Origin of the sequence: Pseudoduganella sp. R-34, from assembly GCF_049904655.1 — a bacterium.
Classification (GTDB): Bacteria; Pseudomonadota; Gammaproteobacteria; order Burkholderiales; family Burkholderiaceae_D; genus Rugamonas.
The window spans coordinates 785,894-810,955 of sequence record NZ_CP184572.1; the positions used below are offsets into that span (position 1 = coordinate 785,894).

At 64.6% G+C, this 25,062-nt stretch carries 12 protein-coding genes; 6 read left to right on the forward strand and 6 right to left on the reverse strand.

Annotated elements, in window-relative coordinates:
• Positions 1–34: 34 nt before the first annotated feature.
• A complete protein-coding gene (locus ACN9MW_RS03670) occupies positions 35–2,194 on the reverse strand; it encodes a DUF1631 family protein (RefSeq protein WP_426167669.1) in 2,160 nt (719 codons plus the stop codon).
• Positions 2,195–2,350: 156 nt separating this feature from the next.
• Between ACN9MW_RS03670 and ACN9MW_RS03675 the strand changes: the two genes are divergently transcribed.
• Entirely contained in the window at positions 2,351–2,980 is a 630-nt protein-coding gene (locus ACN9MW_RS03675; protein ID WP_426167671.1) for a TIGR02281 family clan AA aspartic protease, read from the forward strand.
• Here ACN9MW_RS03675 and ACN9MW_RS03680 read toward each other — a convergent pair.
• Positions 2,922–4,112 (reverse strand): HPP family protein, encoded by a 1,191-nt coding sequence (locus ACN9MW_RS03680; RefSeq protein ID WP_426167673.1) that lies wholly within the window; start codon positions 4,110–4,112, stop codon positions 2,922–2,924. The two genes, ACN9MW_RS03675 and ACN9MW_RS03680, sit on opposite strands and share 59 nt — an antisense overlap.
• Positions 4,113–4,143: 31 nt before the next feature.
• Positions 4,144–4,629, reverse strand: a complete 486-nt coding sequence (locus ACN9MW_RS03685) for an Lrp/AsnC family transcriptional regulator (RefSeq protein ID WP_426167675.1) — start codon at positions 4,627–4,629, stop codon at positions 4,144–4,146.
• 100 nt (positions 4,630–4,729) lie between these two features.
• Between ACN9MW_RS03685 and ACN9MW_RS03690 the strand changes: the two genes are divergently transcribed.
• Positions 4,730–6,679 carry an aminotransferase class V-fold PLP-dependent enzyme gene (locus tag ACN9MW_RS03690; protein ID WP_426167677.1) on the forward strand — a complete coding sequence of 650 codons (1,950 nt, stop codon included), beginning with the start codon at positions 4,730–4,732 and terminating at the stop codon, positions 6,677–6,679.
• Positions 6,680–6,743: 64 nt separating this feature from the next.
• On the opposite strand, the gene ACN9MW_RS03695 is transcribed toward ACN9MW_RS03690, so the two are convergent.
• Entirely contained in the window at positions 6,744–8,897 is a 2,154-nt protein-coding gene (locus ACN9MW_RS03695) for a TonB-dependent receptor plug domain-containing protein (protein ID WP_426167679.1), read from the reverse strand.
• A 230-nt stretch (positions 8,898–9,127) separates the two neighbouring features.
• Between ACN9MW_RS03695 and ACN9MW_RS03700 the strand changes: the two genes are divergently transcribed.
• From ACN9MW_RS03700 to ACN9MW_RS03710, 3 genes are all read left to right on the forward strand, one after another.
• Complete coding sequence (locus tag ACN9MW_RS03700; protein ID WP_426167681.1) at positions 9,128–17,779, forward strand: GH36-type glycosyl hydrolase domain-containing protein; 8,652 nt, start codon at positions 9,128–9,130, stop codon at positions 17,777–17,779.
• Between the two features lie 122 nt (positions 17,780–17,901).
• On the forward strand, positions 17,902–19,743 hold the full coding sequence (locus ACN9MW_RS03705) for a M1 family metallopeptidase (RefSeq protein WP_426167683.1): 1,842 nt from the start codon (positions 17,902–17,904) through the stop codon (positions 19,741–19,743).
• A 2-nt stretch (positions 19,744–19,745) separates the two neighbouring features.
• Entirely contained in the window at positions 19,746–21,353 is a 1,608-nt protein-coding gene (locus ACN9MW_RS03710) for a serine hydrolase (protein WP_426167685.1), read from the forward strand.
• Positions 21,354–21,511: 158 nt separating this feature from the next.
• On the opposite strand, the gene ACN9MW_RS03715 is transcribed toward ACN9MW_RS03710, so the two are convergent.
• Both ACN9MW_RS03715 and ACN9MW_RS03720 read right to left on the reverse strand, forming a co-directional pair.
• On the reverse strand, positions 21,512–22,369 hold the full coding sequence (locus tag ACN9MW_RS03715; protein WP_426167687.1) for a substrate-binding periplasmic protein: 858 nt from the start codon (positions 22,367–22,369) through the stop codon (positions 21,512–21,514).
• Between the two features lie 3 nt (positions 22,370–22,372).
• Entirely contained in the window at positions 22,373–23,188 is an 816-nt protein-coding gene (locus ACN9MW_RS03720; protein ID WP_426167689.1) for a class I SAM-dependent methyltransferase, read from the reverse strand.
• A gap of 239 nt (positions 23,189–23,427) precedes the next feature.
• On the opposite strand from ACN9MW_RS03720, the gene ACN9MW_RS03725 reads away from it, so the two are divergent.
• Positions 23,428–25,062 (forward strand): TldD/PmbA family protein, encoded by a 1,635-nt coding sequence (locus tag ACN9MW_RS03725; protein WP_426167691.1) that lies wholly within the window; start codon positions 23,428–23,430, stop codon positions 25,060–25,062.

The following is a 25,062-nucleotide window of genomic DNA, read 5'->3' on the forward strand; positions in this document are numbered from 1 at the left end:
CGGCCGGGAGCCGCGGCGGGCCGAGTCCCGGGCCTTAAGTAGCGTCCAGCGACTCCGCGCCGGTCATCAGCGATTCCACTGCCCGCTCGAACAGCGGCGAGTATTCCACCGGCCGCAGGCTGCCGTCGCGCATGGCTGCCAGCAGGGCTGCGCGCGAGTACACCAGTGGCGTGGTGTGGTCCGGCGCCGTGAACAGGAAGCCTGCATTGCGCGCCGCCACGGCACCCAGGCGCAGCGGCACGTAACTGCCGCCAGACAGCAGTTCGAAGCCGTTGCCGGCTTGCGCCCATTGCAGCCATTCGTCCTCGTAGCTCGATACCGGGGCCAGTGCCGGGTCGGGCTGCACGGTGGCCAGGACGCCATGCAGCGCAAACTCGGCGCTGAACTGCGGCTGTGCCGGCAAGGCATCGGCATGCGTGGTGGCGGCCAGCGCCGGCTGTCCCGCGTCAATGGCGGCGAAGCGTTCGCGCAAGCCTGCCACGTTCATGCGCGGCGTGGTCGGCATTGGCATATTGTTGGACAGCACATCCATGTGCAGCGACACCAGCTGGTCCAGTGCCGCCTGCGCATCGGCTTCGCTCATGCCGATCGTTGCCAGGCCGGCCCTCAACTCGCGGCCCAGCGACGGCAGCATTTTCATCAGCACCGAGCGTTCCTCCGGCAGGATTTTTTCCTGCGCGCTCCACACCAGTTCCGGCAGCAGCTTGCCGTAATCGGGCTGCTTGCCATAAGTGTGTACCATCACCTGCGCCCAGGTGCCGGTGATGAAATCCATCATGCGGCGGTCGACATTGACCGATTCGAGATGGCCGCGCAAGTTGTCCGCCAGGGCCGCCACGAAAGGCGCCACTTTCACCGCCCGTTCGAAGGCCGGCATCGAGCGGCGCACCACCGGGTCGCATTCGCGCAGCAGGGCGGCCAGGAAGCTATCCAGTTCCAGGGCCGCATCGGCGAACACGGAAGCGTCGTGCTCGTATTGCTGCAAGACCTGGTTGACCAGCCGTTCCACTTCGCCCTGCAGCGGCACGACCAGCGTCGAATCGGCACCGATGCCCACCGCGGCGCTGCCGATGCGGTCCAGCAGATGGCGCGCCGGCAGGTGGGCGCCTTGCAGCACCGCCAGGTCTTTCAGTGCCGCGCGCAGGAAGGGCGCGTGCAGGCGGCTCAGTTGTTCGCGGATGCCTTTGGGAAGCTGCTCGTCATTCAGGATGAACTCGAACAGCAGGCCGACCAGTTCCACCACGATGCGTTCCGAACTGTGCGGCAGGTTTGCCATGCGGTCGAGCAGGGCCAGCGGCGGTTGCGGGCCGCTGCCGGCATGTTCGCGCTGGAGCTGGCGCAAGGCGGTATCAAGCTGCACGCGCAGCGTGTTCTGCGCCTGCGGCGCACTGCGCCGGATGCCCGAGGGATTGAACATGCTGAAGACCAGCTCCTGCAGTTCCGGCTTGGATGGCACATCGGCTTGCCCGTGCAGGATGCTGGGCGGCGAGTCTTGCTGGATTTCCTTCCGTACCGCCCCCAGGCGCGCCACGCGCTGGCGCATGGCGACGTCGGCGTCGGCCTGCCCGGTTGCGGCGCGTTGCCATGCCAGGCGGTCCTGCTCCAGCCGGCTCAGGGCCGAGGGACGTGCCACCAGGCGCGAACGGATGCCGCGCGATTCGAATACTTCGCGCAGGCGGTTGTAGAACTCACCCAGCTCCGCCGTCATGGCGTGCGACAAGGTATCGAACAGCAGTTTGCTTTGCGCCTCGTCTGCCACCATGGCGCTCAGGGCGTCGTACAGGGAGCGCGCCAGCAGGTAAGGGCGGAACGGGTTTTCACGCTCGCGCACTTCGCTGTCGCCGTGCATCTGGGCGATGATCAGGTTCAGGTGGCCCAGGCTCAGTTCGTCCGCGTCGCGCAGCTTCAGCAGCAGGCGCTCGACTTCGATCTGACGCGTTACCACTTCGTCATCGATCAGGGTCAGGGTATCGGCGCGGAAGTCGTGCAGCCCGGTGCGCAGGTCGGTGTGCATGGTCTGCATGGCGCGCGCCAGCAAGCCTGCGTAAGAGCGCTCCATGCGCGCACGCATGGCAGCACCCTGCTCACGCAGGAAGAGGCGGCACGCCCCGGCAAGACGCTGGTCCGCCGGCGGCGCCGTACGCAGGGCTTCGCCCAATACTGCGTCCGCCTGCTCGGTCATCCGTTTGCACATTGTCGCAAAGCCTGTTTGCGCTTCTTCTAGGGCGAGTGCAAGCACCCTTTTCAACGTTTGCATATGCCTAGATTCTATCGAAATGTTGCGCCCAACAGTCAACAATTTAACGGTCGAAAATGTGTCAAAATGCAATTTTGACCGGAGTTTCCTGCAATGCGTATCGCGCTAGTTGCTGCCTTGATGTTAACCGCAGTGTCGGCCCAGGCCGATGTCAGCCTGGTGGGCACCATGAAAGAGAGAGCCCTGTTATCGGTTAACGGCGGTGCACCACGCACTTTCCCGGTCGGTGCCACGCTGCCTGATGGTAGCAGACTGGTTGGCGTCACGTCGGGCGAAGCCACCATTGAAGACGGCGGAAAACGCTATGTCATTCGCCTGGGCGAGTTCGCCGCGTCCAAATCCGATGGTGGCGGCAATTCGATGGTGCTGTCGCCCGATATGAATGGCCATTACGCGGTGGCTGGCGAAATCAATGGCTTCCCGGTGAAAATGATGCTCGATACCGGCGCCACGCTGGTGTCGATTCCGGCCGCGCTGGCGGGCAAGATGGGCATCGACTACAAGAACAAGGGCCGCCGGGCCTTTACTCAGACGGCAGCCGGCACGGCGCCGGTGTGGATTGTGAAACTGGACAAGGTGAAGGTGGGCGAGTTCGAATTCGCCAACGTGGAAGGCTCCATCAACGAAGCCGGCCTGGGCGTCATCCTGCTCGGAAATTCGGTGCTCAAGCGGCTTGACATGAAGACGGAGTCTGGCCTTCTGACGCTGACAAAGCGTTTCTAGCATACAGCGCCGCTACCACGTCCGATTGCGTCACGATGCCGGCAAAGCGGTCTTCGTGATCAAGCACGGGGATGTGGTGGAAGCCGGAATCGGCCATCAGCGGCACCAGTTCCGTGATGGGCGTGTCGATGCTGGCCGTGCGCGGGTGCTTCACCATGATCTGGCCGACCACCTCCGGCTTTTCCGAATGCGTGGTGCCTGACGGACGCAGGAAATCCAGCAACTGGCGGCGCATGCCGTGGTAGTCGTCCAGCCCGCCGTGCGCCATGAAGTCGCTGGTGGTGACGATGCCGATGACGCGCCGCACGCGGTTCAGGACCGGCACGGCTGCAATACGGTGCTGGCGCATTTCGCGCCAGGCATCGGCCAGCGGGGTGGCGAATTCCGCCGTCACCACGTCCTTCGACATGATGTCGCCGCAGGTGATGATGCCGAAGCGGCGCTGGTAGGCGCGCATCTCGGTCTTCAGGAACAGTTCTTCCAGGTCGTCGCGGCTGATATCCAGTTCCTGGTTGTACTGGCGCAGCACCGCGTCCAGGTCTTCCGGCTGGAAGCCGAAGCGCACCGTCGGCACCTCGTCTTTGGTTGCGTGCGGGTTCGGGTGTGCCAGCTGCTGGCTGTGGGGATAGCGGCGCCCGGTCAGATTGTTGTAGACGATTGCCGCCAGCACGACCAGCACGCAGTCCACCAGCACCGGTCCCAAAGGCAGGCGATAGCCCATGGCATGCACGGCCGGCCCGCCGATCACCATCATCAGCGCCGTGGCGCCGCCGGGCGGGTGCAGGCAGCGCAGCGCGTACATGGCGGCAATCGCCAGCGGCGTCGCCAGTGCCGCCGCCAACGGGCCGGGGCCGAAGAACTGCACGCAGGCCACGCCCATCAAGCCGGACACCACATTGCCGCCAATGACGGCCCATGGCTGCGCCATCGGGCTGGCGGGAAGGCAGAACAGCAGCACGGAAGAAGCGCCAACCGGGGCCACCAGCCACATCGCGTTATCGCCCAGCAGGTAGTGGGCGGCGAAGCTGGTTATCAAAAGGCCAAGCAGGGCGCCGACACTGGCGCGCAGGCGCTGGCGCTGGCTGGTATTGCTGCGGGCGGGAAGCAGGGAAAGAAGCACGGAATTCAGCATCCGGCCATTATCCCACGGTTGGCCGTGACTCTCAGCCACCGGCCCCGTGCGACACAAGGTCAAGCGGCAGGCTGGTGGTGTACTTGATCTGCTCCATTGAGAACGCGGACGAAACGCCGGTCAGTTGCGCGGCCTTGATCAGCTTCTTGTAAAAACGGTCATACCCATCGATATCGGTGGTCACGACTTTCAGCAGGTAATCGATGTCGCCGCTCATGCGATGGAATTCCTGCACTTCCGGCAGCGCCACCACGGCGGCGGCAAACTTTGCCAGCCACTTCTCGTCATGCTGGCTGGTGCGCACGCTGACAAAGACGGTCACCGGCAAGCCCGCCTTGCGGCGGTTGATGATCGCCACGCGGCGGTCGACATAGCCATCCTCCTCCAGGCGCTTCAGGCGCTTCCAGCATGGCGTGGTCGAAAGGCCAACCTTTTCCGCCAGCTCGGCCACGGACAGCGTGCCATCGACCTGCAGCGCCCCCAGGATCGCGTAATCGAAGCGGTCAAGATCATTCATTTTTATTTATATGGTTATTTGGAATGCTTATTCTACATTAAGGCTTGTTTGAGGTAATTTTGGAATGCCTGATTCACGACCAGTTCGTAAACTATTGAGTATGAGCAAAGAAATCTACCTCGACGGGAATGCCACCACCTGCGTGCTGCCGGCCGCCATTGATGCGGCGGTGCAAGCCATGCGCGACTGCTTCGGGAATCCCAGCAGCACCCACGCAACCGGCCTCAAGGCCAAGGCCATGATGGACGCCGTGCGCCAGCGCGCCAAACGCCTGCTGGGCGTGGGCAACGGCCGCATCATGTTCAACAGCGGCGCCACGGAAGGCATCCAGACCGCGGTGCTGTCAGCGCTGTGCGCCTTGCGTGAACGCCGTGAGCGCGGAGAAGCGATCGGCGCCCTGCTGGTGTATGGCGCCACCGAACACAAGGCCGTGCCGGAAGCGCTGGCGCACTGGAATCGCTTGCTGGGCCTGGGCCTCGAACTGAAAAAGCTGCCGGTGGACGGCGACGGCCGCCACGACCTGGCCGCGCTGCGCGCCTTGGCGCCGCAAGCGGCCTTCGTCTGCACCATGGCGGCCAATAACGAAACCGGCGTGGTGTCCGACCTGGTTGGCATTGGCGCCACGCTGGCAGCCAGCAAGGCGCTGTGGATGGTCGACTGCGTGCAAGGCCTGGGCAAGCTGCCGCTGGACCTGGGCAACACGCGCATCGACTACGCCCCGTTCTCCGGCCACAAGCTGTACGCGCCGAAAGGCATCGGCATGCTGTATGTGCGCGAAGGCGCGCCATACACGCCGCTGGTCATGGGCGGCGGCCAGGAAGCCGGGCTGCGCTCCGGCACCGAAAACATGGCGGGCATTGCGGCGCTGGGCGCCGTGCTGGCCGCGCTGGAAGAAGGCGGCACCTTCCGTTCGCCGTCGGAGCTGCACGGCTTCCGCGATAAACTGGCCGCCAGCCTGCGCGCAGCTTTCCCCGGCATCGTGTTCAACGCACCGCTCGACAAGGCGCTGCCGACTACCCTGAATTTCTCCGTGCCCGGTTTGTCGAGCAAGGAGCTGCTCGATGTATTCGACGCCGCCAATGTGCGCGTCAGCGCCGGCAGCGCCTGCTCCGCCGCCAAGGCTGCACCAAGTTATGTGCTGGATGCCATGGGCCTGCCGGCCTGGCGCAGCAGCAGCGCGGTGCGCATGTCCTTCGGTCCGCTCGCCAGCGAAGAGATCATCAACGAAGCCTGCGCCCGCATCGAACGCTGCGGCATGGCGCTGCGCGACGCAGGCCTGATGGATACGCCGGTGTCCGGCGCCGTCGTGCCGGAAGGCGTGCTGCAACTGAGCCTGGCGGGCAATCACACCTGGCTGCTGCTGGACGAGCCGTCGCGCCAATGCATCGTGATCGACCACCAGGCCGAACTGGGCGAACGTATTGACAGCCTGCTGCACAGCCACGGCTACAAGCTCGCGGCGCGTCTCAGCACGCGCGACGGCGGCGAAACCGACAGCTTCGCTTTCGGCGCACACGCGGTGCGCCGAGTGGCGCTGGATTCAACGCGCTCGGCTTACCTGCTGTGCAGCGGCGACAAAGTCGACTACGCCTTCACCGGCCTGGCGGCGTTGTCCGAACTTGCCGGCAAGGTGCCCGCCGATGCGTTGGTATGCGCCGGCCGCGAAGAAGTGAACGCCTGCTGCACCAGCTTGCGCGCCGAGGCTCAGGCCAGCAAGGCGAGCACGGAACTGAACCTGGACAGCATCGCCCTGGCGCGCCTGCTGGAAGCGCAACCCCAAGCCGTGCTGGTGGACGTGCGCGAAACCTACGAACAAGCCGCCTGCATTCCCGGCGGGCGCGCAGCGGAAAGCGTGCCGCTGAGCCGTCTGGCGGCCTTCGTGCCGGGCTGGCTGGCGGCCGTCGACCAGCCGCCGTTGGTGTTCTTCTGTCGCAGCGGGAACCGCAGCGCCAAGGCAGCGCAATGCCTGCGCCGCCTTGGCTACCGGAATGCCTACAGCCTGGCCGGCGGCGTCGCGCTCGCCGCGCCCGAGTTGGCGCTGGCTGCATGATTTTGTGAGCTTGTATCCTGTTTGCGGCGGCCTGCGGGCCGCCGTTTTTTTTGTGCCAACCGGCTCAGAGCTTCATTTCCAGCATTGCACGGAACAGGACGCTGGTCGGGGTGATGGTGGTGTCGCTGCGTCGCCCGGTGGCCTCGACATAGGAAGACTGCGCCAGGTTGTCCTGACGCAGCATGTTCGATGCCGACAGGCGCAGCTGCGTCTTCGGCGTGAACTTCCACAAGCCATACAAGTCCAGCGCGCGCTTCGGCACCGAATAGGCGTACTGCCTGTCGGAGATGCGCACTTCGCCGCCGCCCTGGTAGCTGTAGGAGCCGCCCAGGGTCAGCGGCAGCTTGTCCAGCTTCCAGTCCGCGCCGACGGTGCCGCTGACCGGCACCTGCTGGTCGAGGCGGTTGTTCGGGCCCGGTACGGTGTCGAGCTTCGACCAGCTGCGCGTCAGGTTGGCGCGCATCTCGACGCCCGGTGCTTCCTTCATGATCGAGCGCAAAGGCAGCTTGGCTTCCAGCTCGATGCCGTAAGTGTTTGCGGTGCCGGCATTGACCGGGCGCGACACCCACACGCCATCGATCAAATCCACCCGGCGGCGCGTGATGTCTTCGATGCGGCGCGCGTAAGTGCTGGCCGACAGCAGGCCGCCGCCTTCACCCAGGTAGTGCTCGAACGCCAGGTCCAGGCCCCAGGCCAGTTCCGGCTTCAGGTTCGGGTTGCCCATCATGTCCGGCGAAGTCGAGCTGTTGTTGTTGGAGGTGAAGCGGCGCGGAATCAGGTCGCCCACCCCCGGCGCCTTGTAGGTGCGGGTCAAGCCGAAGCGCACCTGGTCCTTCTTCTTGTCGCCCAGCTTGTACAGGGTCTGGAACAGCGGGCTCAATACGCTGGAGTTGTTGTCGATGCTGCCGTAGTCGGTGCCGGTGCTCTTGATGTTCACGCCTTCCCAGCGCAGGCCAAAGTAGACGGACCAGCGCTCGGTCACGTTCCATTCATCCTGTGCGTAGGCCGCCAGGCGGGTCACGTCGGCGGAATAGACTTCGTCAAGGTTCTGCGGCGCGATGCCGGCCGGCGCGCGCAGGTATTCTTCGCGCTGGATGCGGTCCTCATCGCGCTTGCTGTAGCCGATATCCCAGCCGGTAGCCAGGGCGTGGCCCGGCACGATCGGGCTGGAGTACTTGCCGGTCGTGGTGAAGCCCTTGTCGGTCGACTCGGAAGTGACGCTGCGCTTGCGCTCAACCTGCGTGCCGGTCTGCAGGTTCGGCGCGCCCACGTTGCGGTGGTTGTAGTTGAGGCCTGCCTTCATATCCAGCTTGGCGCCGTCGGCCAGCGGGCGCGCCCAGCTCAGATCCGTGCGGAACAATTCCATGTCGGCCTTGATATCCTGGTCCAGGCTGCTGAACATCGGCTCCTGGCCGTGCACGGTGCTGATGCGTTCCGTGTTGTGGGCGCGGAAGCGGTTGACCGCAATGAAGCTCTGCGAAGTGATCACGTCGCCCGGCTTGATCGTGTAGTTGATGCGCGGCGCCAGGTTGAAGTTGCGGAAGTAGCCTTCGCTGGTGGCTTCGCCCCGGCGCAGCAATGGTGCACTGCCGCCAGCTTCGGTGACGGTATGGCTGGGGCGATCGAAATCGCCGTGCAGGAAGCCGCCGCCGATCGAATACGACCACGGTCCCTTGCGGTCCGACATCTGCAGGTTGACGCTGGCGCCGGGCTGGCCGTTATCCGATTGCAGGCCGGCCTTGATCTCGGTCTGCGCGGTGGAGATGGCTTTCTTCAGCACGATGTTGATGCCGCCGGCAATGGCCTGGGTGCTGAACTCGGCGGTGGCGGCGCGCATCACTTCGATGCGCTCGATCATGTCCGGTGTCAACGAATCGAGCGAGAAGCCCGGTGGCGCAGGCTCGCCGTTCAGCATGATGGAGGTGTAGCCGCTGCCCAGGCCGCGCATGCGGATATTGCCGCCGCGGCCTTGCACGCCGTCCAGCGTGATGCCTGGCAGGCGCTTGAGCACTTCGCCGATGCTGGTGTCGCCATTCTTCAGGATCTCCTCCTGCGTCACGACGATCTTGGTCGCGGTGTCGTTGCGGCGGATATCCATCGCCGCGCTGCCCTTGATTTCAACCTTGGGCGTGGCGTTTTCGACGGGAGTTTGTTCCTGGGCGTAAACGCCGTGCAGGGCCTGGACGATCAGCAGCAGGGGGAGGGCGATTTTCTTCATGCAAATGGCGGTGGCTTTTGGGAAACTCAACAGGATACACTGCCGCGTGCCGAACTTAGCAAAAAAACTCGTGCTCTTTCTGATGCGAAATTTTGCGCCTGAAACGCGCTGATCTGTAAGAAACCCATATGTACGCTAGCGAACAGTCGCATGTCGTGCGCCCGCCTACCATTGCTTGGAACATACTGCCGGTCTACACGGCAGTTCCAAGAATAAGTGTGAGGCCCCCCTTGAAAGAGAACCCTTTTTTATGGCCGGCCGCAAGTGCCGGTTTCAAGGAATCGGAATCGGGGTCCCTGGAAAAGGGGACCGGTGAGGAAGATGATTTGCCGCTGCGCGGTGAGCTGTTCAGCGCGCAACAGATGGAGCAGCATGGCCGCGCGCTTGCCGCCAGCCATGAGCTCAGCAAGCGTGGCGGCGGCGACCGCCTGCTGGCAAGGCTGAGCGAGAACGAAGCGCTGATCGGCGCCACCTGCGAGGGCCTGACCGAAGCGGTCAAGGAAGGCCGCCAGATCACGCCGGCATCGGAATGGCTGCTTGACAATTTCTACCTGATCGAAGACCAGATCCGCACCGCGCGGCGCCACTTGCCCAAGGATTACAGCAAGGAGCTGCCGCGCCTGGCGAAGGGCGCGCCGGAAGGCACGCCGCGCGTCTACCAGATCGCCCTGGAAATCATCGCGCACGGCGACGGCCGCGTCGATCCGGAAAGCCTGAGCCGTTTCGTCGAAGCCTATCAGGAAGTGGCGACCTTGAAGCTGGGCGAGCTGTGGGCCATCCCTATCATGCTGCGCCTGGCGCTGATCGAGAACCTGCGCCGCGTGGCGGCGCGCGTGGCGGAAAACCGCTTCCAGCGCGACCTGGCCAATAGCTGGGCCGACCAGATGGTGGAAATCGCCGACAAGAACCCGAGCGGCTTGATCTTGCTGGTGGCTGACATGGCGCGCTCCGAGCCGACCATTACCAGCGGCTTCGTGGCCGAACTGGCGCGCCGCTTGCAGGGACAAAGCCCGGTGCTGACCCTGGCGCTCAACTGGATCACCTACCGCCTGGCGGAGTCCGGCCAGACCATCGAGCAGCAGATCCAGGCTGAAATCCATTTGCAGGCAGCCGAGCAGGTCTCGATCGCCAACAGCATTGGCAGCCTGCGCTTCCTCGGCACCATGGACTGGCAGGAGTTTGTCGAGACCATGAGCGTGGTCGAGCAGTCCTTGCGCGAAGATCCGGCCGGCACCTACCCGGACATGGACTTCTCCACGCGCGACCAATACCGCCACAGCGTGGAACGCATGGCGCGCTATTCGCGTGCCACTGAGGCGGAAGTGGCGCAGCAGGCGCTCGAGCTGGCGCGCACGCGCGCCGCCGACCAGGACACGCGCCTGCATCACGTTGGCTATTACCTGGTCGGCGACGGCATGCTGCTGCTGGAGCGCCAGGTCGGCGTCCGCCTGCCGCCGCTGCGCTCCCTCAAGCGCACCATGCGCACCTCGCCCTTGCTTTCCTATCTCGGGGCAATCGGCGCGCTGTCGGTGATCGCCACTGCGCTGATGCTGGAGCGCGCCTGGCGCGACGGCGTGCAGCCGTGGGCGCTGCTGGTGCTCGGCATGCTTGCCCTGATGGGCAGCAGCCAGCTGGCGCTGGCCCTGGTCAACTGGGTGGCGACGCTGTTTGTCGAGCCGCGGCCCTTGCCGCGCATGGATTTTCGCAATGGCATTCCGCCCGATGCGCGCACCATGGTGGCGGTGCCGGCCCTGCTGTACAGCCGCGAGAACGTCGATGAACTGTGCGAGCAGCTCGAGGTGCGCTTCCTTGCCAACCGCGACCCCAACCTGCGCTTCTGCCTGTTGACCGATTTCGCCGACGCGCAGGAGGAAACGCAGCCGGCCGACGCCGCCCTGACCGAGCGCGCCGCCGCCAATATCGCGCGCCTGAACCTGAAATACACGGAGCAGGGCGCGGCCGCGCCCTTCCTCCTGCTGCATCGCCCGCGCCGCTGGAACGCTGCGCAGCGTACCTGGATGGGCGAAGAGCGCAAGCGCGGCAAGCTGTCCGACCTGAACCGCTTCATGCGCGGCGGTGCGCAGGATGCGTTCGCGCTGATCGTTGGCGATATAGACGACCTGCCCGCCTTTAAATACGTGATCACGCTCGATAGCGACACACAGCTGCCGCGCGATGCCGCGCGCCAGTTTGTCGCCACCATGCGCCATCCGCTCAACCTGCCGCGCATCGACCTGCGCCTGCGGCGCGTGGTGGCCGGCTACGGCATCCTGCAGCCGCGCGTCGCGGTCAGCCTGCCGAGCGAGAACGCTTCGCGCTACGAAAAACTGTGCGGCGGCGAACCGGGAATCGATCCGTATACCCGCACCGTCAGCGACGTCTACCAGGACGTCTTCGCCGAGGGGTCCTTCATCGGCAAGGGCATCTACGATGTCGACGTGTTCGAGGAAGTGCTGGGCGGGCGCCTGCCGCAGAACCGCATCCTGAGCCACGACCTGCTGGAAGGCTGCTACCTGCGCGCCGGCCTGCTGAGCGACGCGCAGCTGTATGAACACTATCCGTCGCGCTACCGCGACGACGTGAGCCGGCGCCAGCGCTGGATGCGCGGCGACTGGCAACTGCTGCCATGGCTGATGCGGCGCGTGCCGCTGGCGGGCGGCAAGCATGAAAGGAATCCGCTGTCGGCGCTGTCGCGCTGGAAGCTGTTCGACAACCTGCGCCGCAGCCTGGTGGCGCCGGTCCTGACCTTGTCGCTGCTGATGGCCTTTGCCGCCTTGCCGCACCCGTGGTTCTGGGCCTGCGCCGTGTTGGCGATCATCTTCCTGCCGCCGCTGGTGAGCGCCATCCACGACCTGGCGCACAAGCCCGACGACACGCTGTGGAGCCAGCATGCGCCGGCTTCGCTGCGCCGCAGCGGCATGCAGTTCGCGCACGCCTTGCTGACGCTGGTATTCCTGCCGTACGAGGCCTATGTCAGCCTGGACGCCATCGTCCGCACCGGCTGGCGCCTGCTGGTATCGCGGCGCCGCTTGCTGGAATGGCGGGCATCGGGGCTGTCGCATGCCGGCACCAGCCTGGCCAGCAACTGGCGCACCATGTGGATCGCGCCGCTGCTGGCGCTGGGAGCCGGCGCCGGCCTGGCCGTGTTGCGCCCGCAGGCCGTCGAGGCGGCGCTGCTCTTCGTCGCAGCATGGTTCGTCTCGCCGGTGGTGGCATGGTGGATCAGCCTTCCCATAGCGCGCGTGCAGCGGGCGCTGAAGGAAGACCAGAACCTGTTCCTGCATAAGCTGTCGCGCAAGACCTGGCTGTGGTTCGAGACCTTCGTCGGCCCGGAGGACAATTGGCTGCCGCCGGACAACATGCAGGAGCATCCAACCCAGGTGGTGGCGCATCGCACCTCGCCCACCAATATGGGCATGGCCCTGCTGGCCAACCTGACCGCCTACGACTTCGCCTACATTTCCGGCGCACAGCTTGCGGCGCGCACAGCCAGCACGCTGGACAGCATGGCGCAGCTTGAACGGTACCAGGGCCACTTCTACAACTGGTACGACACCCAGTCGATGAAGCCGCTGCATCCGATCTATATTTCCACCGTCGACAGCGGCAACCTGGCCGGGCACTTGCTCACGCTGCAGGCCGGCCTGGTCGGCATCGCCGAACTGCCGATCGTGAATCCGAACCTGGCGCAAGGCCTGGCCACCACCTGCGCCCTGGTGCGTGAAGCGGCAGCAGCGGCGGGCAGCGTGGCGGCCGATTCGCTGGCCGCGCTGGAAGCGGCCATTGCTGCGCCGCCGCCCGCCTATCCGCCAAGCTTGCGGCAGCAGCGCGCCTGGCTGCTGCGCGCTTGCGAGGGCGCGGAACTGTTCCTGCGCCAGGCCGCGGCGGCACTCGATCCGCAAGTTGCAGCGTGGGCCGGTGCGCTGCATGTGCAGTGCCGCAGCCTGCTGGACGAACTGGATGGCTTCGCGCCCTGGATCACGGCGCAGGCCGAAGCGCAATACGACACGACGCTTGACCGCGTACCGACCTTGCGCGAACTGGCCAGCTGGCCCCTGCCGGGGGCGGTGCTGAGCGACCTGGCGCCCGACGAGCGCGAACGCCAGCAGCAGCTGGCGACGCTGGTGGAGCAGGGCGCGGCGCGCGCGCGCGAGCGGCTCGACACGCTGAACCGGCTGTCGCACCAGGCCAACGAATTCGCCCAGTGCGAGTACGGCTTCCTGTTCAACCAGACCACCAAGCTGCTGGCCATCGGCTATAACCTGAGCGAGCGGCGGCTGGATGCGAGCTGCTACGACCTGCTGGCCTCCGAAGTGCGGCTGGCCAGCTTTGTCGCCATCGCCCAGGGACAACTGCCGCAGGAACACTGGTTCGCCATGGGACGCCAGCTTTGCATCGTGCACGGCCAGCCGGTGCTGCTCTCCTGGAGCGGCTCGATGTTCGAGTACCTGATGCCGCTGCTGGTGATGCCGACCTACCCGAGCACCTTGCTGGACCAGACCTACCAGTCGGTGGTGGCGGCGCAGGTGGAATACGCCAGGCAGCGCAATGTGCCGTGGGGGATTTCCGAATCGGGCTACAACACCACCGACGCGGCGCTGAACTACCAGTACCGCGCCTTCGGCGTACCGGGCATCGGGCTGAAACGCGGCCTGGCGGAAGACCTGGTGGTGGCGCCGTATGCCACCATGCTGGGGCTGATGGTCGACCCGGATACCGCTTGCCAGAACCTGCAGAAGATGGCGGCCATGGGCTTCATGGGACGTTACGGCTTCTACGAGGCGATCGATTACACGGCGGCGCGCCTGCCGCGCGGCCAGCAATACGCCATCATCAAGTCCTTCATGGTGCACCACCAGGGCATGGGCTTGCTGGCGCTGAGCTACGTGCTGAACGGCCGGCCGATGCAGCGCCGCTTCGAATCCGACCCGCTGCTGCAGTCGACCCTGCTAGTGCTGCAGGAACGCAGCCCGCGCATCGGCGCCTTCCATTCGGCCAGCGCGGAGCAGGCCTCGGTGCGCAGCACGGTGCCCGAGCAGGCGGCGCCGATGCGCATCATGAGCCAGCATACGCCGCCGGTGCCGGAAACCCAGCTCCTGTCGAACGGCCGCTACCACGTGATGGTGAGCAGCGCCGGCGGCAGCTACAGCCGCTGGAACAACCTGGCCGTGACCCGCTGGCGCGAAGACAGCACGCGCGACAACTGGGGCCAGTTCTGCTACGTGCAGGACGTGGAGGACGGCGCCGTCTGGTCCACCACCTACCAGCCGACCCAGGCCGAGCCGAAGCGGCTGGAGGTGATCTTCTCCGAAGGGCGGGCAGAATTCCGCCGCAGCGACAACGAGATCGAGCTGTACACGGAAATCGTGGTGTCGCCGGAGGACGATATCGAAATGCGCCGCACGCGCATCAGCAACCATTCCGACCGGCGCCGCATCATCGAGGTCACCAGCTTCGGCGAAGTGGTGATGGCGCCGGCGCCGGCGGATAACGCACACCAGGCATTCAGCAAGCTGTTCGTTCAGACCGAGATCGTGGAGGACGAAAGCGCCATCCTGTGCACGCGCCGCCCGCGCGGCAAGGATGAGAAAACGCCTTACTTGCTGCATGTGATGACGGTGCACGATGCGCAGGTCCAGCAGGTCTCCTATGAAACCGACCGGGCGCGCTTCATCGGCCGCGGCAACACGGCGCACGCGCCGCTGGCGCTGCGGGAGCCTGGGCCGCTGTCCGGCAGCGAGGGCTCGGTGCTCGATCCCGTGGTGGCAATCCGCTACCGTATTGCGCTGGAGCCGGGGCAGGTGTCGGTGATTGACGTGGTGACCGGCATGACCGACACGCGCGATGCCGCGCAATACCTGATCGACAAATACCAGGACCGCCACATGGCGGACCGCGTGTTCGAGCTGGCATGGACGCACAGCCAGGTGGTGCTGCGGCAGCTGAATGCCAGCGAAGCCGAGGCCCAGTTGTACGCGCGCCTGGCAAACCATGTGATCTATCCGAATGCGGCCCTGCGTGCCGATGCCGGCGTCCTGGTGCGCAACCAGCGCGTCCAATCCGGCCTGTGGGCCTACGCCATTTCCGGCGACTTGCCGATCGTACTGATGGAAATCCGCGACGCCGCCAATATCGAACTGGCGCGGCAGCTGGTGCAGGCGCATGCCTACTGGCGCCTGAAAGGGCTGGTGGTGGACTTGGTGATCTGGTACGAGGACCGCTCCGGCTACCGCCAGGCCCTCCATGACCAGATCATGGGCTTGATCGCTTCCGGACTTGATGCGCAGGCGATCGACCGGCCGGGCGGCATCTTCGTGCGGCCGACCGATGGCATCGCGCCGGAAGACCGGGTGCTGCTGCAGACGGTGGCGCGCGCCGTGCTGAGCGACGAACGCGGCACGCTGGCCGACCAGTTGAAGCGCGGCGTGGCGCCCACGCTGCGCATGCCGCCGCTGATGGTGGAAGCGCGCGCCGAAGCGTTTGAACGCGATGCCGCGGCGGGCGTCCCGTTGCCGGATGACTTGATCCTGGTGAATGGCCTGGGCGGTTTCACGCCGGACGGCAAGGAATATGTGATCGCCACCAGCGCCGGACAACGCACGCCGCTGCCGTGGTCGAACGTGATCGCCAACGCGCAGTTCGGCAGTGTTGTATCGGAAAGCGGCCAGGCCTACACCTGGCAGGAGAACGCGCATGAGTTCCGCCTGACGCCATGGCATAACGACCCGGTATCGGATCTGAGCGGCGAAGCGTTCTACCTGCGCGACGAGCAGAGCGGCCGTTTCTGGTCGCCATGCGCCTTGCCCGCGCCGGGCGCAGGCAGCTACCTGACGCGCCACGGATTCGGCTATTCTTCGTTCGAGTACGCGGAAGCGGGCATCAACAGCCGCATGACCACCTTCGTGGCGCTGGATGCGCCGGTGCGTTACACGGTGATCCGCGTGCGCAACGATTCCGACCAGGCGCGCAAGCTGTCGGTAACGGGCTACGTGGAATGGGTGCTGGGCGATATGCGCTCCAAGTCAGGCATGCATATCGTGACTGAAATCGATCCGGTGACCGGCGCCCTGTTTGCACGCAACGCCTACAACACGGAATTCTCCGGCCGCGTAGCCTTCTTCAATGCCGATGCTTCCGTGCGCAGCGTGACCTGCGACCGCACGGAATTCATCGGCCGTAACGGCAGCCTGGCCCGGCCGGCAGCGCTGCGGCGCGTGCGCTTGTCGGGCAAGGCCGGCGCGGGACTGGATGCCTGCGCGGCGATCCAGGCGCCATTCGAGCTGCAGCCGGGGCAGGAGCGCGAGATCGTGTTCGTGCTCGGCATGGGCGGCCGCCGCAATGCCGACGCCACCAACGTGGTGCAGCGCCACGGCGGGCGCGGGGCGGCGCTGCAGGCGCTGGGCGAAGTGCATGCGCATTGGGACAAGGTGCTGGGCGCGGTGCAGGTGCAGACGCCGGAGCCGGAGCTCGACGTACTGGCCAATGGCTGGCTGATGTACCAGACCATTGCCTGCCGCATGTGGGCGCGCAGCGGCTATTACCAGAGCGGCGGTGCGTTCGGCTTCCGCGACCAGCTGCAGGACGCGATGGCGATGGTGCATACGCGTCCCGACATCCTGCGCGAGCATTTGATCCTGTGCGCGGCGCACCAGTTCGTGGAGGGCGACGTGCAGCACTGGTGGCATCCGCCTTCCGACCGAGGCGTGCGCACGCACTGTTCGGATGACTACCTGTGGCTGCCGCTCGCGGCATGGCGCTATGTGTCCAGCACGGGCGATATGTCGGTGCTGGATGAGCAGGCGCCCTACCTGGAAGGCCGCCCCGTGCAGCCCGAGGAGGATTCCTATTACGACATGCCGAGCCGCTCGGCCCATGCGGGTGACTTGTACGAGCACTGCGTGCGCGCCATCCGCAACGGCCTGCGGTTTGGCGAACATGGCTTGCCGCTGATCGGCTCCTGCGACTGGAACGACGGCATGGACAAGGTGGGCGAGCATGGCAAGGGCGAGAGCGTGTGGCTGGCCTGGTTCCTGATCGAGGTGCTGCAGCGCTTTGCCGAAGTGGCCGAGAGGCGCGACGACTCCTCTTTCGCCAGCGAATGCCGCGAGCAGGCCAAACAGCTTGCCGCCAATATCGAAGCCAATGCCTGGGACGGCCAGTGGTATCGCCGCGCCTACTTCGACGACGGCACCCCGCTCGGCTCCGCGCAGAACGAGGAATGCCAGATCGACTCGATCTCGCAAAGCTGGGGCGTGCTGACCGGCGCCGCCGACAAGGCGCGCGTGGAAGGCGCGATGGAGCAGGTGGAAGCGCGCCTGGTGCGGCGCGAGTTCGGCCTGATCCAGCTGCTCGATCCACCGTTCGACAAGTCCGCGCTCAATCCCGGCTATATCCGCGGCTACGTGCCGGGCGTAAGGGAGAACGGCGGCCAGTACACCCACGCCGCCATCTGGACTGTGATGGCCTTCGCGCGCCTGGGCGATGTTGAACGGGCCTGGGACCTGATGCGGATGATTAATCCGGTACGGCACGGTTCCGATGCCGAATCCTGCGCTCGCTACAAGGTCGAGCCGTACGTGGTGACCGCCGACGTCTACGCCGTCGAGCCGCACGTCGGCCGCGGCGGCTGGAGCTGGTACACCGGTTCTTCGGGCTGGATGTACCGCCTGCTGCTGGAGTCCCTGCTCGGCCTGACGCGCCAGGCCGACAAGCTGCTGCTGGCGCCGCGCCTGCCGGCATCCTGGCCCGGCTTCACGCTGCACTACCGCCACGGCAGCAGCACCTACGTCCTGCGCATCACCCGCGGCGAAGCCACCGCCTCGCCAACGGAAATCGCCCTGGTCGACGACGGCACCACCTACGAGATAGACATCAAAGTGTGATTTGAAAGTCGGGGTCAGGTCTGGCAACAGGACATTTGCGCTGCGCAAATGTCCTGTTGCCAGACCTGACCCCGACTTTAGGTGTGCTATCCTCTGCGCGCTTGTAACAACAGAGAGATGCCATGTTCCGACTGTCTTTGACTGCTGCTGCGTTGGCGGCTGCGTTTGCGCTACCCGCGCGGGCGCAGGATCCGCTGAGCTTTGCGCGCTACGACCAGGTGCGCACCACCGACCTGCACCTGGACCTGAGAGCCGACTTCACGCGCAAGACGCTCGACGGTTATGCGGAACTGTCGCTGAACTGGATCGACAAGTCGGCGCGCACCCTGGTGCTTGACACGCGCCAGCTCAAGATCGCGCGCGTGCAAGTGCAGCGCCCTGACGGCAACTGGGCGCCGGCCTCCTTCATGCTCGACAAGCAGGATCCGAAGAAGGGCCGCGCCCTGCGCATCGCCCTGCAATCGCAGCCCGAGAAAGTCCGCATCTATTACCGTACCGCGCCGACCGCGAATGCGCTGCAGTGGATGAATCCCGAGCAGACGCTGTCGGGCAAGCGCCCCTTCATGTTCAGCCAGTCGGAAACCATCGATGCGCGTTCGTGGGCGCCGGTGCAGGATACGCCGGCGGTGCGCTTTACCTACAGCGCCCATATCGACGCGCCGGCCGGCATGCGTGTAGTAATGAGTGCGGAAGGCGACCAGCATGCGACCGGCAAGGGCGGCTGGAACTTCAAGATGCCGCAGCCGATCCCGGCCTACCTGCTGGCCATCGCCATCGGCGAAATCGAACTGCGCAACCTCGGCCCGCGCACCGCGGTGTACGCGGAGCCCGGCCGCATCGATGCCGCTGCCTACGAGCTGGCCGACACCGAGAAGATGATCAATGCTGCCGAAGCGTTGTACGGCCCTTATCGCTGGGGGCGCTATGACATGCTGGTGCTGCCGCCATCGTTCCCGATCGGCGGCATGGAAAACCCGCGCATGACTTTCCTGACCCCGACCATGATCGCAGGGGATCGCAGCCTGAACGACCTGATCGCGCACGAGCTGGCGCATAGCTGGTCCGGCAACCTGGTGACCAACGCTTCGTGGAAGCACTGGTGGCTGAACGAGGGCTTTACCACCTACGTCACCACCCGCATCGTGGAAAGCCTGTACGGCAAGGAAGTGGCCGACATGAACCTGCAGGTGGAGCAGGCCGAAGCCGTCGCGTCGTTGAAAGACATCCCGCCCGCCAAGCAGGCCTTGCTGACCAAGGACCCCGACACCAACCCGGACACCTACACCGACGAGGGCCTGGCCTACCCGAAAGGAGCCTGGCTGCTGCACACGCTGGAGCAGCGCGCCGGCCGCGACGTGTTCGACCCCTTCCTGCGCGGCTGGTTCGACCAGCACGCCTTCCAGTCGGCGACCACCGCCGAATTCGTCGAGTACCTGCGCAAGAACCTGCTGGCCAAGAATCCCGCCATCATGGGCGATGCGGAGCTGGACGAATGGCTGCACGGCAGCGGCATCCCGGCCGGCGCGCAGTACGTGAATTCGCCGCGCCTGGCCGCGCTGGACGGCAAGCGCGACGCCTGGTTGAAAGGCGACCTGGGCACCAGCCTGCTGGAGACGCAGCAGTGGACCGCGCTGGAGTGGATGCATTTCCTGAACGGCATCGACAGCAAGGCCAATGCTGCGCAAATGAAGGAGCTCGATGAGGCCTTCAAGCTGCGCGATACGAAGAATAATGAAATCGGCTTCCGCTTCCTGCTGGCGTCCGTGCATGCGGGCTACGGCGTACGAGAGCCGTTGAATGCCTTCCTCATGAGCGTGGGGCGCCAGAAGTTCGTGGTTCCGCTGTACAAGGCGCTGCTGAACAACCCGAACGAAGCAGCATGGGCCAAAGGCGTCTACGCCAAGGCGCGGCCGCGCTACCATCCTGAGACCCAGGGTTCCGTCGACAAATTGCTGAAGAAATGACCATGCTGCTGAAGAAACGAATTGCCACCCTGCTCATGCTGGCCTTCGCAGCCAGTGCCGCCATCGGCGCGCCGGCCATCGCCGCGGCGGAAGGCGCGGTAGCCGCCGCCGCTGCCAGTGCGCCAGCCTTCGACCTTGAGCGTGACGTCAACCTGGCGCTGAAGACCTTCGACGTGCCCGGCATGGCCATCGCCATCGTCAAGGACGGCAAGGTGGTGGCGACCAGGGGCTTCGGCGTGCGCCGGCTCGGCAACCCGGCGCCGGTCACGGAGCAAACGCTGTTCGAGATTGCCTCGAACTCGAAAGCCTTTACCGCTGCCGAACTGGCGCAACTGGTGGACGAGGGCAAGCTGGGCTGGGACGACCCGGTTACCAAGCACCTGCCCGGTTTCCAGATGGCGGACGCCTACGTGACCCAGGCCATGACCGTGCGCGACCTGCTGGTGCACCGCAGCGGCCTCGGGCTGGGCGCCGGCGACCTGCTGTGGTGGCCGACCACGACCTTCAGCACCGATGAAATCATCGACCGCCTGCGCAACGTGAAGCTGGCGACCAGCTTCCGCAACAGCTACGCCTACGACAACCTGCTGTACATCGTGGCGGGCAAGATCGTTGCGCAGAAGTCCGGCAAGAGCTGGGAAGAGGCGACGCGCGAACGCATCCTGGCGCCGCTGGGCATGACCGGCAGCACCACCAATGTCGATGACATGCTGAAAACGGCCGACTACTCGGCGCCGCATAGCAAGATCAATGGCAAGGCCGCCGTGGTCAAGCCGATGCCGGTGCAAAACGCGGTTGGCGCGGTCGGCATCCAGACCAATGCGCAAGACATCGCCAAGTGGATGCAGGTACTGCTCAACGAAGGCAAGATGGAGAACGGCAAGCAGCTGTTCAGCGCCAAGCAGGCGCGCGAGATGTGGACCCAGCAAACACCAATGAAGATCAGCGAGCCGAAACCGGCGCTGGCTGCCACCAGGCCTAACTTCGCGGCGTACGGCCTGGGTTTCCAGCTGCGCGATTACCGCGGCCGCAAGGTCGCCATGCACGGCGGCGCGCTGCAGGGCTTTTATTCGCGCATCGTGATGGTGCCGGAAGAGAAGCTGGGCGTGGCCATCTTCACCAATGCGGAAAACGGCCCGGCCATGACGGCGCTGCAATGGCGCATCCTGGACCACTACATGGGCGCGGCGCCGACCGACTGGATCAAGCTCTACGCCGAGCAGGAAGCCGAAATGTACAAGGAAGAACTGGCGCGCCAGGGCAAGCTGTCCTCGGCCCGGGCGGCGGCATCCAGGCCTTCGCTGCCGCTGGCATCCTACAACGGCGACTATAGCGATCCCTGGTATGGCACGGTGAGCATCAGGCAGGAAGGCGGCAAGCAGCTCATGTCGTTCAGCCGCACGCCGGATCTGACCGGCACGCTGGAGCACTTCCAGCACGACACGTTCATCGTGCGCTGGAAGGAGCGCAATTTCAACGCCGATGCCTATGTGACGTTTTCGCTGAATCCGGACGGTTCCATTGATCGCATGAAGATGGCGCCAGTGTCCACCGAGACTGATTTCAGCTATGACTTCGCCGATTTGTCCTTTACTCCGGTGAAAAAATGACAAAATTCCGACAAACTTGAAACGAAGTGTGAGAATCATTCATGTGCGCATGCAGCATAATAGCGGCTGGTTTGTGCACTTGGGAGAATGAATGACTAGCCTGATCGTTTCAATTGCCGTCGTCTTGGGCGGTCTTTTCGTTGCCGGATACGGCTTTGTCACCTTGATGAGCCGCCTGCAATCCCGCTAGGAAGCTCCAGTTCAAATACCTTGCGCTTGCGCGCCGCGATCTCCCCCAGGGCGCGCTGGAAAGCCGGGTAGCCGTTCAACAGCTTGTCGAAACTGCCATCGGCTTGCGCAAGTTTCAAGCCTCGCTCCACCCGCTCCGCCATCGCCTTGTTGTCCTTGCTGACAAAGAAATAGAACGGTACGCGGTAATGCAGGAAGATCGTCGGTTCCACCATCAATCCATCCTTCCCATACACCTTTTCCTCGGCCCAGGCCTCGTGCACGCCGCGCGGCATGTAGTCGAAGCGCTTTGCTTTCAGCATCGGGAACAGCGAACTGTAATTGACCGTCGTTTCAACCGGCAAGCGGTTGTGGCGCAACACATCCACCGAAGGCCAGTTGACGCCCGCGCCGGCAACGAGCTTGCGCAGGTCGCCCAGGCTGCGAACCTCGCGGAAGCGGGCTTCATCCTCCTTGCGGATCATGAAGACGCGATAGTCGTTCAGCTCGCGCACCAGGGAGATGCGAATCGGCAGCAGGTCGCGTTCCCGCTCGGCGTTGGTGCCGTCCCACATGATGTTGATGACGCCATTGCGCTTGAGTTCCAGGGCGCGGCGCGGGCTGGTCAGTTCGTGGGGATAGAACTCGATGGAGAAGGGGCCGTCGGTCTTTTCCAGCGCGAGGCGCAGCAGCAGGTGAAAGTAGGTGACCTGTACCTCGGAGCCAGGCGTGACCGAGGGCAGGACGAAGCGCATCAGCGGCGCATTGGCCGCGTCGCCCGCATTGGCCAGGGTGGATGCTGCCGCCAGCAGCAAGCCGGCGGCAGAGCGTTGCAGCTTTTTCAGCACTGATTACTGCGGCTTGACGAACTTCAGCGTCATGCGGTCGCTCTCGCCAATGGCAGCGTACTTGGCGCGGTCCTTGTCCTTGTTGGTGAAGGTCGGAGGCAAGGCCCACACCCCGTTCTCGTGGTTGGCGTCATCCTTGGCATTGGCGTTGACTTCAGACTTTGCCACCAGCTTGAAGCCGGCCTGTTCGGCCATCTTGATGACATAGGCTTCGTGCATATAGCCGGTACTGGCCTTGGCATCCTGGGTCATGGCGGACGGCAGGCGGTGTTCCTCCACGCCGAAGATACCGCCTGGTTTCAGCGTGTCGTAGATGCTGGCCATCAGCTTCTTCATGTTCTCGTCGCCGGTGCCGATCCAGTTATGGATGTTGCGGAACGTGAGCACCATGTCGGCGCTGCCTTTCGGCGCGTAAGTGTATACGCCGTTGCCCGGTTCGAAGGCGCCCAGCACCACCTTGTCGCGGCCCGGCTGCTTGGCCAGGAACTCCTGGAAGCGTTCAGCCGACTTGCGCACGCGTTCGTCGGCCGATTGCGGGCTGGAGCCGGCGGTAATCAGCTTGCCCTGGTCGCGCAGGTAAGGGGCCAGGATTTCGGTGTACCAGCCGCCGCCCGGCGACAGTTCGACCACCGTCATGTTCGGCTTGATGCCGAAGAAGGTCAGGGTCTCGTAAGGATGGCGGTACTGGTCGCGTTTGACGTTGTCCGCGTTGCGGGTAGGGCTGGCGATTGCAGCTTTCAGGGCAGGATCTGCCAGTGCAACGCCGGAAAAACCGGTAAAGCCAACGGCCAGCAGGCCGGCCAGGACGTACTGTTTCATTCAGGAGTCTCCTTTTTTCGTTGGGCAGGCGACGCAGCGGCTCCGGTCGCCCGGGACTTGATGATCGTGCAAGCTGGCCGCCCGGTCAAGTGTCCGCGCGGACGGTGTGCGGACACTGCCCGGACACTTTTTGCGGATATGTTTCAGCTTTGTACAAGCTTTACACAATGGCATAAAAATTGCGTACGATTTGATCCCTGCAAGCTGTCTTAGGTAAAAACGATAACCCTGGAGAGACTATGGAACGACGTGCATTCCTCAACATGAGCGGCGGTGCAATGGCTGCCATGATGATGCCTTTTGGCCGCGCCATTGCGGCCGACGAGCTGGTAAAGCCCGTGGAAGTGAAGTTCAAGAAGATGCTGGCAGATACCGCGCTGACCGCGGCCACCCAGGCCGGCGCCAGCTACTGCGACGTGCGCATCGGCCGCTACCTGAACCAGTTCATCACGACCCGTGACCTGAACATCGAAAACGTCACCAATACCGAATCCGCTGGCGTGGGCGTGCGCGTGATCGCCAACGGCGCCTACGGCTTTGCCGCCACCAGCGACATGTCGCCGGACGGCGTGGCCGGCGCGGCGCGCCAGGCGGTCGCCATCGCCAAGGCGAACGCCAAGCTGCAGGCAGCCGGCGTGCAGCTGGCGCCGACGCCGGGCGTGGGCGAAGTGTCGTGGGCGACCCCGATCAAGAAGGACTGGCGCACCGTGCCGATCAAGGAGAAGGCCGACCTGCTGATCACCGCCAACAAGGGCGCGCTGGAAGCCGGCGCTTCGTTCATCCAGTCCTTGCTGTTCCAGGTTAACCAGCAGAAGTACTTCGCTTCCACCGACGGTTCCTATATCGACCAGGACCTGCATCGCCTGTGGGTGCCGTTCTTCGCCACGGCCGTTGACAAGTCGACCGGCAAGTTCCGCAGCCGTTCCGACCTGGGCACCCCGGTCGGCATGGGCTATGAATACCTGGACGGCCGCAAGGAAGACAAGATCAAGGCAGCGGGCGGCGTCGCCACGCTGTACAACCGTACCTATGACCTGGTCGAGGATGCGAAGGCCGCCGGCCGCCAGGCCAAGGAAAAGCTGACCGCCAAGTCGGTCGAGCCGGGCAAGTACGACCTGGTGCTGTCGCCGGAACATATGTGGCTGACCATCCACGAATCCGTCGGCCACCCGACCGAACTCGATCGCGTGCTGGGCTACGAGGCCAACTTCGCCGGCACTTCCTTCGCGACCCTGGACAAGCAGCAGTCGAAGAAATTCAAGTACGGTTCGGACCTGGTCAACATCGAGGCAGACAAAACCATCCAGGGTTCGCTGGGGGCGGTCGGCTACGACGACGAAGGCGTCAAGTGCAAGAAGTGGGACATCATCAAGGACGGCATCCTGGTGAATTACCAGGCTACGCGCGACCAGGCGGCGGTGATCGGCGAGAAAGAATCGCACGGCTGCTCGTACGCGGACTCCTGGAGCAATGTGCAGTTCCAGCGCATGCCTAACGTTTCGCTCAAGGCTGGCAAGAAGAAGATGACCCCGGACGAACTGGTGAAAGACGTGAAGAAGGGCATCTACATCGTGGGGGCCGGTTCCTTCTCGATCGACCAGCAGCGCTACAACTTCCAGTTCGGCGGCCAGATGTTCTACGAGATCAAGGACGGCAAGATCGGCCAGATGCTGGAAGACGTGGCTTACCAGTCGAATACCCAGGAGTTCTGGAACGCCTGCACCGCCATGTGCGATGAGCGCGACTGGCGCATGGGCGGCTCTTTCTTCGACGGCAAAGGCCAGCCGATGCAGGTGAGCGCGGTGTCGCACGGTTCGTCAACTTCGCGATTCAACGGCATCAACGTGATCAACACTGCCCGCAAGATCGGCTAA

Bases quoted from the DNA above. Each gene is read 5' to 3' on its own strand.
- ACN9MW_RS03675 (WP_426167671.1), top strand. From the start codon at position 2,351: ATGCGTATCGCGCTAGTTGCTGCCTTGATGTTAACCGCAGTGTCGGCC.
- ACN9MW_RS03705 (WP_426167683.1), top strand. From the start codon at position 17,902: ATGTTCCGACTGTCTTTGACTGCTGCTGCGTTGGCGGCTGCGTTTGCG.
- ACN9MW_RS03725 (WP_426167691.1), top strand. From the start codon at position 23,428: ATGGAACGACGTGCATTCCTCAACATGAGCGGCGGTGCAATGGCTGCC.
- ACN9MW_RS03720 (WP_426167689.1), bottom strand. From the start codon at position 23,188: ATGAAACAGTACGTCCTGGCCGGCCTGCTGGCCGTTGGCTTTACCGGT.
- ACN9MW_RS03670 (WP_426167669.1), bottom strand. From the start codon at position 2,194: ATGTGCAAACGGATGACCGAGCAGGCGGACGCAGTATTGGGCGAAGCC.
- ACN9MW_RS03710 (WP_426167685.1), top strand. From the start codon at position 19,746: ATGCTGCTGAAGAAACGAATTGCCACCCTGCTCATGCTGGCCTTCGCA.
- ACN9MW_RS03690 (WP_426167677.1), top strand. From the start codon at position 4,730: ATGAGCAAAGAAATCTACCTCGACGGGAATGCCACCACCTGCGTGCTG.
- ACN9MW_RS03695 (WP_426167679.1), bottom strand. From the start codon at position 8,897: ATGAAGAAAATCGCCCTCCCCCTGCTGCTGATCGTCCAGGCCCTGCAC.
- ACN9MW_RS03685 (WP_426167675.1), bottom strand. From the start codon at position 4,629: ATGAATGATCTTGACCGCTTCGATTACGCGATCCTGGGGGCGCTGCAG.
- ACN9MW_RS03680 (WP_426167673.1), bottom strand. From the start codon at position 4,112: ATGCTGAATTCCGTGCTTCTTTCCCTGCTTCCCGCCCGCAGCAATACC.